15 protein-coding genes are annotated in these 14,920 nt (G+C 45.6%); 5 read left to right on the top strand and 10 right to left on the bottom strand.

The window, feature by feature from the left end:
• Positions 1-60 precede the first annotated feature (60 nt).
• Entirely contained in the window at positions 61-1,077 is a 1,017-nt protein-coding gene (gene galE, locus QZL69_RS10295) for a UDP-glucose 4-epimerase GalE (RefSeq protein WP_022215125.1), read from the bottom strand.
• Positions 1,078-1,444: 367 nt separating this feature from the next.
• On the opposite strand from galE, the gene QZL69_RS10290 reads away from it, so the two are divergent.
• From QZL69_RS10290 to QZL69_RS10280, 3 genes are all read left to right on the top strand, one after another.
• On the top strand, positions 1,445-2,683 hold the full coding sequence (locus QZL69_RS10290) for an ABC transporter substrate-binding protein (RefSeq protein WP_022215124.1): 1,239 nt from the start codon (positions 1,445-1,447) through the stop codon (positions 2,681-2,683).
• An 89-nt stretch (positions 2,684-2,772) separates the two neighbouring features.
• Positions 2,773-3,660, top strand: coding sequence for a carbohydrate ABC transporter permease (locus tag QZL69_RS10285; protein ID WP_022215123.1), 888 nt, complete (start codon positions 2,773-2,775; stop codon positions 3,658-3,660).
• Positions 3,660-4,505, top strand: coding sequence for a carbohydrate ABC transporter permease (locus QZL69_RS10280; RefSeq protein ID WP_022215122.1), 846 nt, complete (start codon positions 3,660-3,662; stop codon positions 4,503-4,505). Before QZL69_RS10285 ends, QZL69_RS10280 begins: the two co-directional genes overlap by 1 nt.
• 60 nt (positions 4,506-4,565) lie before the next feature.
• On the opposite strand, the gene QZL69_RS10275 is transcribed toward QZL69_RS10280, so the two are convergent.
• Both QZL69_RS10275 and QZL69_RS10270 read right to left on the bottom strand, forming a co-directional pair.
• Positions 4,566-5,669: a phosphotransferase enzyme family protein gene (locus QZL69_RS10275; protein WP_022215121.1), complete on the bottom strand. Its 1,104-nt coding sequence runs from the start codon at positions 5,667-5,669 to the stop codon at positions 4,566-4,568.
• The gene (locus QZL69_RS10270) at positions 5,670-6,599 is read right to left on the bottom strand and encodes a sugar phosphate nucleotidyltransferase (protein ID WP_118253325.1); all 930 of its coding nucleotides are present in this window, start codon (positions 6,597-6,599) and stop codon (positions 5,670-5,672) included.
• 283 nt (positions 6,600-6,882) lie between these two features.
• Here QZL69_RS10270 and QZL69_RS10265 point away from each other — a divergent pair, with 283 nt between their 5' ends.
• Positions 6,883-7,788, top strand: coding sequence for an AraC family transcriptional regulator (locus QZL69_RS10265; RefSeq protein WP_022215119.1), 906 nt, complete (start codon positions 6,883-6,885; stop codon positions 7,786-7,788).
• 65 nt (positions 7,789-7,853) lie between these two features.
• The gene (gene nagB, locus QZL69_RS10260) at positions 7,854-8,585 is read left to right on the top strand and encodes a glucosamine-6-phosphate deaminase (RefSeq protein ID WP_022215118.1); all 732 of its coding nucleotides are present in this window, start codon (positions 7,854-7,856) and stop codon (positions 8,583-8,585) included.
• 52 nt (positions 8,586-8,637) lie between these two features.
• Here nagB and QZL69_RS10255 read toward each other — a convergent pair whose 3' ends face one another.
• The 7 genes from QZL69_RS10255 to yedE all read right to left on the bottom strand — a co-directional run bounded on the left by QZL69_RS10255 (position 8,638) and on the right by yedE (position 14,757).
• A complete protein-coding gene (locus QZL69_RS10255) occupies positions 8,638-9,969 on the bottom strand; it encodes a sensor histidine kinase (protein WP_022215117.1) in 1,332 nt (443 codons plus the stop codon).
• A 2-nt stretch (positions 9,970-9,971) separates the two neighbouring features.
• Positions 9,972-10,640 (bottom strand): winged helix-turn-helix domain-containing protein, encoded by a 669-nt coding sequence (locus QZL69_RS10250; protein WP_022215116.1) that lies wholly within the window; start codon positions 10,638-10,640, stop codon positions 9,972-9,974.
• 58 nt (positions 10,641-10,698) lie between these two features.
• The gene (locus tag QZL69_RS10245; RefSeq protein WP_022215115.1) at positions 10,699-12,465 is read right to left on the bottom strand and encodes a Na/Pi cotransporter family protein; all 1,767 of its coding nucleotides are present in this window, start codon (positions 12,463-12,465) and stop codon (positions 10,699-10,701) included.
• 133 nt (positions 12,466-12,598) lie between these two features.
• Positions 12,599-13,099, bottom strand: coding sequence for a transcription elongation factor GreA (gene greA, locus QZL69_RS10240; protein WP_022215114.1), 501 nt, complete (start codon positions 13,097-13,099; stop codon positions 12,599-12,601).
• A gap of 137 nt (positions 13,100-13,236) precedes the next feature.
• A complete protein-coding gene (locus tag QZL69_RS10235) occupies positions 13,237-13,479 on the bottom strand; it encodes a DUF3343 domain-containing protein (protein WP_022215113.1) in 243 nt (80 codons plus the stop codon).
• Positions 13,476-13,682 carry a sulfurtransferase TusA family protein gene (locus QZL69_RS10230; protein WP_022215112.1) on the bottom strand — a complete coding sequence of 69 codons (207 nt, stop codon included), beginning with the start codon at positions 13,680-13,682 and terminating at the stop codon, positions 13,476-13,478. Before QZL69_RS10230 ends, QZL69_RS10235 begins: the two co-directional genes overlap by 4 nt.
• Before the next feature lie 13 nt (positions 13,683-13,695).
• Positions 13,696-14,757, bottom strand: coding sequence for a YedE family putative selenium transporter (gene yedE, locus QZL69_RS10225; protein WP_022215111.1), 1,062 nt, complete (start codon positions 14,755-14,757; stop codon positions 13,696-13,698).
• Positions 14,758-14,920 lie beyond the last annotated feature (163 nt).

Below are 14,920 nucleotides of genomic sequence, written 5' to 3'. Positions count from 1 at the left end.
CAGAACGCTGTGAATACGTTCTGCCGGGGTGTTTCTTATTGTATATGGTATTTATAAAAATCAGTCTTCGTAACCGTTCGGGTTCTTCTGCTGGAAGTTCCAGGAATCTGCACACATATCTTTGATATCGTACTCTGCTTCCCAACCAAGTTCCTTCTTAGCCTTGGTTGCATCGGAATAGCATGTTGCAACATCACCGGCACGACGAGGTTTGATAGAGTATGGGATCTTAACGCCTGTTGCAGCTTCAAAGTTCTTAACAATGTCAAGAACACTGTATCCTTTACCTGTACCAAGGTTGTAGATGCTGAGTCCGGAATTGTCTTCCAGTTTCTGGACAGCCTTTACATGTCCTTTGGCAAGGTCAACTACGTGGATGTAATCTCTGACACCAGTTCCGTCCGGTGTGTCATAGTCATTTCCGAATACGCCGAGTTCTTTGAGCTTGCCTACTGCAACCTGTGTGATGTAAGGCATCAGGTTGTTCGGGATACCATTCGGGTTCTCACCGATAAGACCGCTCTTGTGAGCACCGATCGGGTTGAAGTAACGAAGAAGTACTACATTCCATTCCGGATCTGCTTTCTGGATATCTGTAAGGATCTGCTCCAGCATGGATTTGGTCCATCCATAAGGGTTGGTGCACTGTCCTTTCGGGCATTCCTCTGTGATCGGGATGATTGCCGGATCGCCGTATACAGTTGCGGAAGAGGAGAAAATAATATTTTTGACATTATGTTTTCTCATTACATCAACCAGTGTAAGTGTACCTGCAATGTTATTCTCATAATATTCCCATGGTTTAACAACAGATTCTCCAACTGCTTTGAGACCTGCGAAATGGATACAGGAATCGATATCCTCTTTCTCCAAAACTTCGTTCAGTCCTTCTCTGTCAAGAATATCTACTTTATAAAATTTAACCGGTTTTCCTGTGATCTTTTCTACACGTTCCAGACTCTTCTCGCTGGAGTTGCTTAAGTTGTCCAGTACTACTACATCATATCCTGCATTCTGAAGTTCTACTACAGTATGGCTTCCGATAAATCCGGCTCCGCCTGTTACTAAAATTGCCATGATTTACTCCTCCTGACATTTGCTTTTGTTTTACTACGGTGTCATTGTAGCACTGTTTTATTTTTTTCACAATATTTTCCCAAAACCTCCCGCATATTTTACTAAAACTCCCGCATATTTTACCTATTACCTGATGCAGTTATGAAACTTCTGTTTTGGTGATTCTGATTTTGAATCTTTGTGCAACTTGTCAACATTTCCATTTATGCAATATACATTGTTTTTTTTGTATTTTCAGTCTTTTTTTGTCTATTTTTATTGACACTTAGTCTTATAAACGGTATAATCAGCCTAATACATTCGTGATTATCACGAAACCAAACTGACGGTTCTGTCAGTTTCACCAAACAAAAGGGAGGACTTTCATATGAAACGTAAAATCGCATTAGCTATGGTACTGGCAATGACAGCAACAATGGCTCAGCCTGTTCTCGCAGCAGACGACAAGACAACTCTGGATGTCATCATCAGCCAGTATGGTACCCAGACCCAGGCGTGGTGGTCCCAGTTCGAAAAGGATTTCGAAGCTGAAAACTCAGATATTGATCTGAACATCGAAATTGTTTCCTGGAACGATCTTTATACCAAAGTAAATACACTGGTTGCAAACAACAACGCACCTGATATTCTGAATATCGACGTTCTTGCAGATTATGTAGCTGACGATCTGCTGATGCCTGCAACAGAATATGCTTCTGAAGATCTTCAGTCCAAATTCTTCCCGTCATTCTGGGAAGCAAGCACAATTGATGATACTGTATACGCATTACCGATCCTGGCATCCTGCCGTGCACTCTTCTATAACAAGGACATCCTTGAAGAAGCAGGTGCTACCGTTCCTACCACATGGGCAGAAGTTCAGGACGCAGCAAAGAAGATCAAAGATAAATTCGGCGATGACGTTTATCCATGGGGTATTGATATGACAACTGACGAAGGTCAGGCTGCATTCTCTTATTATACATGGAACAACGGCGGCGGATTCGTTGATGAAAATGGTGACTGGGCCCTCAACAGCGACAAGAACGTAGAAGCTCTGAACTTCGCACTCGGTCTTGTAAACGATGGATACACCAACTCCGATCCGGCTAACGAAACACGTTATGACCTTCAGGATATGTTTGGTGCAGGCAAAGTTGCCATGATGATCGGACCGAACAACATTCCTACCTATCTCTCCGATGGTGGATATGACATTAACTACGATGTAACAACAATCCCTGCAAATGAGGGCTGCGAATCCGTAGCAATGGGCGTTTGCGATCGTCTTGAAGTATTCAAGGATGACTCCGCTGAGGATCAGGAAGCTCGTACAGCTGCCATCACCAAGTTCTTTGACTTCTTCTATGATGACACTCGTTACGCTGATTACATGGTATACGAAGGATTCCTTCCAACCACTCAGACAGCAGCAGATCTTCTTGCAAAAGAGGACGACACCTATTCATCCTGGATCGATATCCTGCAGAGCTGCAACTTCTACCCGGCAACCAAGACAGAATGGGCAGATGTAAAGCAGGGCGTTATCGAAGTAGAGCAGAACGCACTCCTTGGCGACGACGTTCAGACACTGCTTGATGATCTTCAGGCTGATATCGCAGGCTGATTCCTGATTTAGAGATACGACTTAACCGGGAGCCGGACATTAGTGACCGGCTCCCGATTCTTTTTGACAATTGATTTGGTGGTGTAAATATGAAAAAAAAGAAACCTCTGGCTGCTGTGGAGCCATATCTGTGGCTGCTTCCCAGCATCCTTCTTATGACAATCTTCATACTCTTTCCTATCTTTGAAGTTTTCCGTACTTCAATGAGCGAAGTGAGTAAAGCTGGTCTGATAAAGGGATTCTGTGGATTTGACAATTTTGCCAAAGTCCTCAGGGGATCTACTTTTAAACTGGTTCTCAAAAATACCCTTGTATGGACCATTGCTGTTGTAGTACTTTCTACTGTATTTGGTTTTATCCTTGCACTTGTACTAAATAACAAATTCCGTTTCCGTAAAGCAGTCCGTGCTATTGTTGTATTCCCATGGGCAACTTCCCTGATCATCCAGGCAGGCGTATGGAAATTCATCATTGACAAGGATTACGGTGCACTGAACACCCTTTTACTGAAACTTGGACTGATCTCCAGTCCGGTCAACTGGACTCCTACCCCGGAAGCATATTTTGCATGGGAAATTTTTGTAGGTATTTTTGTTACTGTACCATTTGTTACTTTCTGTGTACTTTCCGGTCTGCAGAGTATCGACAACTCTTATTATGAAGCGGCTACCGTTGACGGTGCCAACTACTGGCAGAAGCTGTTCAAGATCACACTTCCGCTGGTAAAATCTTCTCTGACGGTAAGTACTGTGTTGAATATCATTTATGTATTCAACTCCTTCCCTATCATATGGACAATTACCAAGGGCGACCCGGCAAGCCGTACCGATACCCTTGTTACCTATCTCTATAAACTTGCTTTCTACAAAGGCAAATCCGGTGAAGCAGCTGCAGTATCCGTGATCGGATTCCTGATCCTGTGTGCATGCGCTTCTGTTTATATGGTACTTTCACTTAGAAAGGAGGAGGAAGACTAATGAAACATTCACGCGACACAAAAAGCACACTCCTTCGGGTTCTTCTTTATGTTTTTGTCATTCTGGTCGTATTGATTACGCTGTATCCATACTTTGTTATGTTTACGACTGCCGCCAAGAGCCGTGCAGAAATCTACGCAACCAAGGGAACACTTCTCCCGGTCCACTGGCTCTGGCAGAACTTCAAGGATATCTGGACACTGGCTCCACTTTCCAGATATTTCATCAACTCCCTGGTCGTTGCAGGTGGCTCCACTCTGATCGCGATCGTATGTGGTATTCCTGCAGCTTATGCACTTGCACGAATGAAGTTTAAGGGCAAAAAGATCTTCCTGGGTATCGTTATCATCTCCCAGATGTTTGCTCCTGTAGTCCTTCTGGTAGGTATCTACAAGATCATGTCAACCTTCGGTATGACAGACAGTCTCGTTGGTCTTGTATTTATCAATGCAGCATTCAACCAGGCATTCGCGATCTGGCTGCTGCGCGGTACTTTTATTTCTATCTCACCTGAAATGGAACAGGCTGCAACAGTTGACGGCTGTGGCAAGGTTTCTGCCCTGATCCGCATCCTTCTTCCAGTCGCTGCACCTGGTATCGTAACTGCGCTGATCTTCGTATTTATCAACGCATGGAATGAATATACAGTCGCACTGACTCTGATCTCAACAGATGTCTTCAAACCTCTGACGGTCGGTATTACGATCTTCAACGGTTACAACATGGTAGAATGGCAGTATCTGTTTGCATCCTCACTGTTTGCAACAGTACCGGTCATCATCCTGTTTATACTGATCGAGAAACATCTTGTCGGTGGTCTTACCTCCGGTGGTGTAAAGGGCTGATATATACAACAAAAAGCTTCGGAACCTGTTCAAAGTTCCGAAGCTTTTTTATTGTAAAAATCATTTATATTTTCTGATGATCTCATTCATCTGCGGCAGTTTTTCCTGCATGTCTTTTACAAGAGTAAGCTGGGTCCTGCATCTGTCAAGGTTATGTCCCTCTCTGTGGATATGGAAGTAATGATCTCCCTCCAGATGGTCTGTCAGGAAACGGATTCCATTCTCAAATGTCATAAGGATCGCTCCCATCGGAAGCATCTCGATCTCAAGGTCTGTCAGCGCACCGCCACATCCCTCGATAAATCCCTTCGCATAAACATCAAAGAGATGAAGGTCACAGGACACCTTGGAAAGGTCTCTCTCGTCCTCCAGAGCTGTGCTTGCTCCGAAGCGGATAGAATCACCGAAATCATTCGCTGTCAGTCCCGGCATGACTGTATCCAGATCGATCACACAGATTGCTTTGCCTGTCGCGTCATCGATCATGATGTTGTTCAGCTTGGTGTCATTATGTGTTACACGAAGCGGAAGTCTTCCGTCAAGCTGCATATCATACAGTGCATGTGTCAGTTCTTCTCTCTCCAGGATAAAATCAATTTCTTTCTGGACAGAGGCTGCTCTTCCACAGACATCCTCTGCAACAGCTTTCTTGAATTTCTTAAGGCGGTCCGGTGTGTTATGGAAATCCTTGATCGTCTCATGAAGTGTCTCTGCCGGATAATCTGCCAGAAGCTGCTGAAAATGTCCGAATGCTACTGCGCTCTGATAGAAATCATTGTCGTCCTTTACTGCATCGTAGCAGGTCGCTCCCTCAATAAAGAGATAGACTCTCCAGTACTCTCCATCAGAATCCACAAAATACGGAAGACCTGTCTGGCTTTTTACCAGTGTCAGTGTCTCTCGTTCCGGATCGCCGCCATTCTCGATGATCTTTTTGCGGAGCCAGGAAGTAACACCGCTGATATTTTCTATCAGTTCCACTGGTTTCTTAAAAATATTTCTGCTCATTCTCTGCAGGATATATCGTTTCGTTCCCTGTGATGTCTCGTAAGTCAGTCGATAAGTATCATTAATATGACCGCTTCCATATCTGATGCACTCTTTGAGTTCACCATGCAATTTGAAGCCGTCAATCGCTTCACGTACTGTATTGCCGATCTCCACTTATGCTTCCTCCCATAAATTCTGCGGATACAGCCCCTGATCTTTCAGGTTCTGAACTGCAGCCATTACCATTGGTTTATCTTCTTTGTAAGTAACTCCGTACCATTTATCCTCGGACTTGAGAACTTTGACAGTTGCTTTGTGCTCCTGAAGAAGTTCGTCAACAACAAATGGAAGGAAATATTCTCCCTTCATCGGATTATTCTTGATCGCATCATCCAGAAATGGTTTAAAACGTTCTTTAAGTTCCTTCAAAATGCTGTTTGAGAATCCCCACATATTCATGGAAACGATGCTGCCCTCCGGAAGCATGGTCCATGTCTTGCCGTCATCCTCTGTGTATGCTGTACCGCCGTCATGTTTCTCGATATGGGTACGCTCATTGATCTTGATCAGATGACCTTCCTCATCTGTCACACAGACACCTCTGGCAACATGACCATTCTCTGTAAGGGTATTCTCAAGGCGGTATCCTACCATCATGTAACGGTAAACATCTCCTTCTTCCTGCTCAGAAGTCAGGAAATCATATGCCATCTTGAATGCATGTACACCATAGTAATCATCTGCATTGATAACAGCAAAAGGTCCATCGATCTCATCGATACAGCTTAAGACTGCATGGCCGGTTCCCCACGGTTTCACTCTTCCTTCCGGGACTGCATAACCTTCCGGAAGATTGGTCAGTTCCTGGAAAACATACGCTACTTCGATCTGTTTGCTCAGACGATCCCCGATCGCCTCACGGAATGCCTGTTCATTTTCTCTCTTTATAATAAATACGACTTTCTCAAAGCCAGCTCTTACTGCATCATAAATGGAAAAGTCCATGATAATATGACCTTCTTTGTCAATTGGATCGATCTGTTTCAGACCGCCATAGCGGCTTCCCATTCCTGCTGCCATAACTACCAAAACCGGTTTTTTCATCATTGTGTCCTCCTCATACTTCTGTTTAATCGGATCTTTGTGATCCACTTTTTCTTTGCTTTTAATCGTACACCACTAATCCCGATATGACAATATAAATAAGTTTCAACTTTGATAACCATTATCTAATATGAGCGTTTTTTTCTCAATAGTATTTGCACGATAAGGTTATATTTTTATATTATTGTGATTATCATTTGACTATTTCACACAAATTTATTAGTATAAAACCATCGAACAATATTATAAATGCTGAATACCATCTGATGAAGGAGGTCTTCCCGTGGCTTATCAGAGTGTCTCATTGGACCAGGAACTTTTCATAAAAAGCATTTACACGATCCATTACTACGAATATCAGAATGATTTTCATTTTGACGGCGAACGCCACGACTTCTGGGAATTTCAATGCGTGGACACCGGTGCTGCCGAGGTTGTTACAGACAATGGATGCCACACCCTCTCCCGTGGTCAGGTCATCTTTCACCGCCCAAATGAATTTCACACACTGAAAGCTACAGGAAAAACCGCTCCAAGCATCATCGTGATCTCATTTTCCTGTAATTCGCCGTGCATGGAATTTTTTGAAAATAAGATACTCACTTTTTCAGAAACAGAGCGGAGCATCCTCGGACGCATCATCGCAGAGGCGCGGAACTGTTTTGAAACACCTCTGGACGATCCTTATCTGGAGCAGATGATCAAGAAACCTGAGATTTCCTTCGGTTCCCAGCAGCTTCTGACACTTTACCTTGAGGAGCTTCTGATCCACGTGATCCGGCGTTATACGATCGCACATTATTCCGCTTCTGCCGGGATCTACGATCCCTGCCAGACAACTTCTGATACCTGCCGCAAGATCATCCACTACCTGGAACAGCATGTCCGGGAAACCCTGACGATCCAGGATATCTCAAGGAACAATATGATCGGGCGCTCACAGCTGCAGAAACTTTTTCGCGAAGAATATCAGTGTGGTGTGATCGAATTTTTCTCACGGATGAAAATCGACTTTGCCAAGCAGCTTATCCGGGAAAATGAGATGAACTTTACGCAGATCTCAGATTTCCTGAGTTATTCTTCGATCCATTATTTTTCCAGGCAGTTCAAGAAGCTGTCCGGAATGACACCGACGGAATACGCCACTTCTATCAAGGCACTGTCTGAACGCCCACAGCGTCAGAATTAATATTTATGAAGGTAAAAACTATATAAAAATACAATTGTCCTTAATTGGACGGGGGAGGACTTACCATGCAGATCTGCAAAGTAAAAAATTATCAGGAACTCAGCCGCAAGGCTGCCAATCTCATCGCAGCCCAGATCACTCTGAAACCAGACAGTGTTCTTGGTCTGGCCACCGGCTCTTCACCGATCGGCACTTATGACCGCCTTGTAGAAATGTACCAGGACGGCGACCTGGATTTTTCACAGATCACCACTGTAAATCTTGATGAATATAAGGGACTTCCAGGTTCCCATGAACAGAGCTATCGTTATTTCATGAATACGCATCTTTTTCACCGCGTGAACATTTCTTATGACAATACTTATGTTCCGGATGGTACGGAAACTGACAGCGAAAAGTGCTGCCAGGCCTACAACGAACTGATCCACCGCGTCGGACCGGCTGACATCCAGCTTCTTGGTCTCGGCCACGACGGTCACATTGGCTTCAACGAACCATCCGACCATTTTGAAGATGAGACACACTGTGTTGACCTCACTGAAACAACGATCCAGGCAAATAAGCGTTTCTTTGCCAGCGAAGAAGATGTTCCTCGTCAGGCATACACTATGGGGATCGGAACCATCATGCGCTGCCGTAAGCTGATCGTTCTTGTCAGCGGCAAGGATAAGGCCGCGATCCTGAAACAGGTGATCCAGGGACCTGTCACACCAGAAGTTCCCGGATCTATTCTTCAGTTCCATCCGGACTGCACGATCATCGCCGATGAAGCAGCTCTCTCCGAGATGGATCTTTGATTTCGCCTTCAAATTTATTTCTTTTACAACGCACAAAAATGGAGCCAGTCTGTCAAAAGACCAGCTCCATTTTTGTGCCCTGCCCTGGTTCGCTGTCCAGAACGATCTCTGCGTTATGAAGGATCGCGCCGTGCTTTACAATCGAAAGTCCAAGCCCCGTTCCACCGGTTTCCCGGGAATGACTCTTATCCACTCTGTAGAATCGTTCAAAGATCCTCTTCCGTTCCTCTTTCGGAATGCCGATTCCGTTGTCCTCCACGCGATAGTACGGATGGCTTCCTCTCTGCCCTACAAAGATCTTTACGATTCCATCTTTATTCGTATAGCGCACTGCATTGTCCGCAATATTGTACAGCATCTCATAGAGGACCTGACGCACACCCTCGACGGAAACTGACGCTCCCTCAAGCTGTAACTGAATATTCTTCTTTGATGCTGCACTGTCCAGATGAAGGACGATATCCTCTGACAGCTCATACAGATCCACCGGCTCAAATGGCATATCGCTATCCTTCTCATCCAGCCTCGACAACTGGATGATATCTGTCACCAATGTACTTAAACGGCTTGCCTCGTGGTAGATCCTTCCGGAAAACTCCTGTATCTTGTCTCCCGGAACCATCCCGTTCATCATCAGCTCCGCATAACCGGAGATCGACATCAGCGGTGTCTTAAGCTCGTGAGAAACATTCGCAGAAAATTCCCTGCGGACAGCCTCTGCCTCCTTGAGCTCTTCCATCTGTTTCGCGATCTGGTGGTTCTGCTCATCTACACGCTCCAGAAGAGGTCGCAGTTCCTCATAGCGGACTTCTCCAAGCGGATGTTCCAGATCCAGTGTATTGATCGGCTCGATCAGGTCCTGTGTCTGTTTCCGGACAAGGATAAATGCCAGCACCAGAATCAGAAGCAAAAGCGCACCAAAAAGTGCCGAACTGGAGACCATTGTCGAAAAGACACTGTCTGTCGTTCTTCCCACACGGAGGATATCTCCATTGGAAAGTTTCACCGCACAGTAAAAATTCTGCTTTGAAAGTGTCTCTGAATAACGCAGAGTCTCCGCATAGCCTTCTTTTTCTGCCTGAATAAATTCCGGACGGTTGCTGTGATTGGCAAGCTCCGTCGGATCTTCCAGTGAATCAAACAAAACATTTCCTTCACTGTCCAGAAGTGTGATACGGGCAGCGGAAGCTTTGCCAAGATCCTTGTCCAGATAGGATTCGCCCATCTTTTCTACGCTGTCCTGGATGTATTTTGTACTGTCCCGGACGCTCTGCTTCAGATCTTCATTATACTTGCTGTACATGACCAGACTCGCTGCAAGGAATGTCATAAGCACTGACAGGACTACGAGCAGACAGGTATGGTTTAATATCTTTTTTCTCATTTTTATGCTCCGATCCGGTAGCCTACGCCTCGAACCGTCTCGACCAGATTTCCGGCTTCCCCAAGCTTCTGTCTCAGGGTACGGACATGTACATCGACTGTCCTCGTCTCACCGTCAAAATCATATCCCCATACATGGCAAAGGATCTGATTTCTCGTCATGACCAGTCCCTTGTTTTCCATCAGATACTGAAGAAGTTCAAATTCCTTACGTGTCAGTTCGATCTTTTCGCCCTTCCAGCAGACTTTGTGCTTTCCGACAGACAGTGCCAGATCCTGACATTTCAGTTCTTTGTCGTCCTCCTGTCTGGAACAGCGGCGCAGGACCGCCTTTACTCTGGCGACAAATTCCATCATTCCAAAAGGTTTTGTGATATAATCATCAGCTCCTGCTTCCAGCCCGCGGACCTTGTCAAATTCGGCTTCTTTTGCCGTGACCATGATCACCGGGATATTTTTGGTCTCCTGTGAAGCTTTGAGCCGTTCGAGAATGCTGTATCCGTCTTCCCCCGGAAGCATGATGTCCAGAAGGATAAGATCCGGGAGTTCTTCTTTAAGAAGTGCCCGGAGTTCTTTCCCATTCGACACACCCTTTGCTGAAAATCCTGTCGTTTCCAGGGTATAGATCAAAAGCTCTCTGATATTTCTTTCATCTTCTACACAATAGATCATTCTGTTGTAACTGTTATTTCCCTTTCTGTCCGGAATCTGCCGTTACTGTGTGTATCTTTTACGGAAGTACATACTCTCTCTGCAGTTCTTCCAGACGATTGTAATAGCCTTCATCTGGTTCGTTTTTGAGGCTCTCCAGATGACTGTGTGTATCATAAAGATTCTCTCTTACCTGTGTTACGCAGACGCTGATGTTGGAACAATGGTCTGCGATACGTTCCAGACTGGTGAGCAGGTCTGTGAGGATAAATCCCATCTCGATCGTACATTCTCCGGAACGCAGACGGTTGACATGGCGACGTTTCATCTCCCTGCTCAGCTCATCCACCATTTCTTCCAGAGGCTCTACATCACGGGTGAGGTTCATATCCTGCTTGTCGAATACGTCATATGCAGTATCTACGATCCTGCCGACTACACTGGCCAGAACCTGAAGTTCCGTTCTGGCCTCCGGCGAGAAACTGAGATTCTTTTCGTGAAGCTCTCTTGCGGATTCCATAATATTTACCGCATGATCTGAGATACGCTCGAAATCACCGATGCAGTGAAGCATGATGGAAACGCTGTGGCTGTCCTTTTCGGAGAGGTCTTTGTTATTCAGTTTCACCAGATAAGTTCCCAGTTCATCCTCATAGCGGTCTACTTTTGACTCGATCTTCTGAACTCGTTCTGCCTGTTCTTCCTGATAGTCGCGAAGCAGTCCAAGAGAGATATCCAGAGCCTTGCGAGAATCGCGTTCCATATGTTTTGCTGCATTTCTTCCCTGTTCTACGGCAAAAGCCGGTTTTTCCAGAAATCTGGATTCGAGGATCATGAACTCCTGATCTTCCTTGCTGACTTCATCGGACTTGTCATCACGGATCGTGAGACAGGCAAGTTTCACAAGAAGATTGGAGAATGGCAGCCATACAAGTGTCGCTGTGATATTGAAGACACTGTGCGTGATCGCGATCGTTGCCGGTGTCGCCATCTGTGTCATAAATGGAAAATGCACAGCAGTATTGATAAGATAAAACAGTGACATGAACACAATCGTTCCGATCAGGTTAAAGTACAGATGGATCATTGCTGCTCTCTTGGCATTCTTGTTTGCACCGATCGCAGACAGAAGTGCTGTCACACAGGTACCGATGTTCTGTCCCATGATGATCGGGAATGCGGAACTGAACGGAACTGCTCCTGTCATACAGAGTGCCTGAAGAATACCGACAGATGCAGAAGATGACTGAATGATCGCAGTCAGGATCGTACCTGCAAGGATTCCTGCTACCGGATTGGAAAATTTAAGGAGAAGTCCTGTAAATTCCGGTACATCCGCCAGAGGCTTTACTGCACCGCTCATGGATTCCATACCAAACATCAGCACTGCGAATCCCAGAAGGATGGTTCCGATATCTTTCTTACGGGAGCTCTTGGTAAAAGTCAGAAGAATGATTCCGACCAGTGCCAGGACCGGCGAAAAAGAACTCGGTTTCAGAAGGCTGATAAAAAAGTTGCTGCTCTCAATTCCAGTAAGGCTCAGAAGCCAGGAAGTGATGGTAGTTCCGATATTCGCACCCATGATGATGCCGACTGCCTGTGTCAGTTTCATGATTCCTGAGTTTACAAATCCGACTACCATAACGGTCGTTGCGGATGAGGACTGGATGACTGCTGTCACGCACATTCCGAGAAGTACTGCTTTCCATTTGCTTGAAGTTAAGTTTTCCAGGATCTGCTCCAGTTTACCTCCTGATACTTTTGCCAGACCATCGCCCATAACCTGCATTCCATACAAAAACATGGCAAGACCGCCCAACAATGTTAATATGCTGAAAAAATCCATAATGTTCTCCTTTGCTCAGATTTAATATGGTTTCATCATATTGACATCGTGTAAAGTTCTCACCAGTTTTATGTTAAATCTTTGTAAAATCGAATTTCACAGAAAAAAAACGCTTTTTGGCGGATTTTTTCTGTCAGAAGCTGCGGATGTCTTCTCCTTCGTCCCCTGTCTTATCGATAGAGCGGATACGCAGATAGTAGCTTACGTTTTCGTTCACCTGTACTTTGACTCTGTCGCCGACACGGTGTCCTTTGAGGGCTTTGCCGATCGGGGATTCGATGCTGACACGGTTTTCCATCGAATTTCCGCGAATGGAAGTGACAAGTTTGTATTTCTCCACTTCGCCATCTTCCTCGAATTCGACTTCTACGATATCGTCCATGCCCACTTCGTCGGATCTTGACGTATCCTCTACGACTTCTGCCGTCTTGAGCATTCTCTCCAGGTAACGGATCCTGCTCTCGTTCTGGTTCTTGTGTTTCTTTGCAGCGTAGTATTCGAAGTTCTCACTCAGGTCGCCCTGTGCACGCGCCTCCTTGACCGCCTCGATGGCTTCCTTTCGGATGACAAGCTTACGGTGCTCGATCTCTTCTTCTATCTTTTCTACGTCTCTCTTGGTCAGTTTTTCTCTCATTGTTCTCACTCCTGATTCTGTGCCGCATCTTTAAAGCTGATGCGGCTTTTTACTTTATCCCTAGTATACACGAATTTATGTTTTCGTACAATCTCACGTCAAAAAAAGAGAAGCCCGAAAGCTCCTCTTAATGTCTCTTATTCTTCATCTGCATGATAGATACACACATATCCTGAGTCTTCGATCTGGACGATCTGTTCCACTTCTTCGTTTCGCTCCGGGAATTCCCCTTCCGCCTCGAAGCGCACACAGGTTCCGCAGGAAGAACTCAAGTCTCTGGGAACCGGCATGACAACCGCCTCCAGATCCATCTTCTCACAGTTCTTCCGGTACTGGATCGCACCATAATGAGAATAAAACGTCGCTATATATTTCATCATTTCTTTATCCTGAGCAGGAAATCATCGCCCTGTTCTTCCACCTCGACCTGATAGCCCTGATGGATCGCAAAACGGGAGACATTTTCTTTTGCCACCACATTGTCTACCAGAACTTCATACTGAGCTTCTCTGGACGCCATGGCATTTTTTGTCTGGATGACTGGTTCCGGGCAGGACAGTCCTCTTGCATCTACTCTTTTCATATTTTATCTCCTTTCAGGCTTCTTTTCGCCTGGAATTGGCCACGCCGATCACTGCTACAACAATGATACCGATCACAACTGCGATCTTGCCGTTTACTGTCGGGCCATCTGCTGAAGATGCCAGACCGAAGTTGTGGGCAAAAGCAGCTCCTGCCATCAGGCCGAGAACGGTCACAACAGAGTCTGTATTTCCCTCACCGGAGAGAATGAGCTGGCGCATCGGGCAGCCACCGAGAAGGATACAGCCAAAACCTGCAAGATACATGCCAAGTGCATTCCACAAACCATCTGTATGTGCGATCGGCTGACCGGCAAATCCCGGATGGAAATATCCAAGAATCACATTTACGATCAATGCACTGACAAGGATCGCAACGAAACCAAACAGAAGCTTGAACTCGCCAAACAGAACTGCATCACGGATTCCGCCGACCATACAGAGACGGGTTCTCTGTGCCAGGATACCAACGATCACCCCTGCTGCCAGTGAGATCAGAATTGCCGCATGTTTTGCTCCCGGACCACCTTCCGGCTCTGTGAAATGGATAAATGCCGGTGCTGCCACAAGAAGGATCAGCATCACGATCTGAACTGCAGGGAAAATACTTCCCTCAAGTTTCGGCATCTTGTAGGAACGCTTCAGAGTGTATCCTTTCTTGAGGAAGAATGTTCCTGTCAGGATACCTGCCGCGAAACCAACCAGACCGAAGATGGCATTTCCGTCACCGCCTGCCAGACGCAGGATCATACGGAACGGACAGCCAAGGAACATCAGGCATCCGATCATAACAAAAGCACCCAGAACAAATCTTGTCACCGGTGCAGAGCCTCCTCTTGGACGGAACTCTTTGGTGATCAGTGACACGATACATGCACCCAGCACAAGTCCGATGATCTCCGGACGGATGTACTGTACGGCTGCTGCGGAATGAAGTCCGAGCGCACCTGTGGTATCACGGAGGAAGCAGGCAATACAGAATCCCATATTTGCCGGATTTCCAAAGAATACCAGCATGGCTGCGATCACACCGATGAGCACGCCAGCTACAACAATTGTTGTTTTTTCTTTTTTCATTAGTGAATAACCTCCCTTTCCCTCAATGCTGAAAGATTTTTGTATCAGCATATTTTCTTTGTATTATCATACCATTGTTGAGCATTTTTCACCAATTAAATATAGTCGTATTTTATAGCTACTTATAGATAATATTTATAAATTATGATATAATCAGAATTAT

The organism is Blautia sp. CAG:237 (genome assembly GCF_000436615.1).
GTDB lineage: Bacteria > Bacillota > Clostridia > Lachnospirales > Lachnospiraceae > Blautia_A > Blautia_A intestinihominis.
Note: the sequence above shows the minus strand (reverse complement) of the source record. Positions and strands in the feature narration are given on the sequence as shown.

Bases quoted from the DNA above. Each gene is read 5' to 3' on its own strand.
- QZL69_RS10235 (WP_022215113.1), bottom strand. From the start codon at position 13,479: ATGATGAAATATATAGCGACGTTTTATTCTCATTATGGTGCGATCCAG.
- QZL69_RS10255 (WP_022215117.1), bottom strand. From the start codon at position 9,969: ATGAGAAAAAAGATATTAAACCATACCTGTCTGCTCGTAGTCCTGTCA.
- QZL69_RS10290 (WP_022215124.1), top strand. From the start codon at position 1,445: ATGAAACGTAAAATCGCATTAGCTATGGTACTGGCAATGACAGCAACA.
- QZL69_RS10245 (WP_022215115.1), bottom strand. From the start codon at position 12,465: ATGGATTTTTTCAGCATATTAACATTGTTGGGCGGTCTTGCCATGTTT.
- yedE (WP_022215111.1), bottom strand. From the start codon at position 14,757: ATGAAAAAAGAAAAAACAACAATTGTTGTAGCTGGCGTGCTCATCGGT.
- QZL69_RS10270 (WP_118253325.1), bottom strand. From the start codon at position 6,599: ATGAAAAAACCGGTTTTGGTAGTTATGGCAGCAGGAATGGGAAGCCGC.
- greA (WP_022215114.1), bottom strand. From the start codon at position 13,099: ATGAGAGAAAAACTGACCAAGAGAGACGTAGAAAAGATAGAAGAAGAG.
- QZL69_RS10230 (WP_022215112.1), bottom strand. From the start codon at position 13,682: ATGAAAAGAGTAGATGCAAGAGGACTGTCCTGCCCGGAACCAGTCATC.
- QZL69_RS10250 (WP_022215116.1), bottom strand. From the start codon at position 10,640: ATGATCTATTGTGTAGAAGATGAAAGAAATATCAGAGAGCTTTTGATC.
- QZL69_RS10285 (WP_022215123.1), top strand. From the start codon at position 2,773: ATGAAAAAAAAGAAACCTCTGGCTGCTGTGGAGCCATATCTGTGGCTG.
- nagB (WP_022215118.1), top strand. From the start codon at position 7,854: ATGCAGATCTGCAAAGTAAAAAATTATCAGGAACTCAGCCGCAAGGCT.
- galE (WP_022215125.1), bottom strand. From the start codon at position 1,077: ATGGCAATTTTAGTAACAGGCGGAGCCGGATTTATCGGAAGCCATACT.
- QZL69_RS10280 (WP_022215122.1), top strand. From the start codon at position 3,660: ATGAAACATTCACGCGACACAAAAAGCACACTCCTTCGGGTTCTTCTT.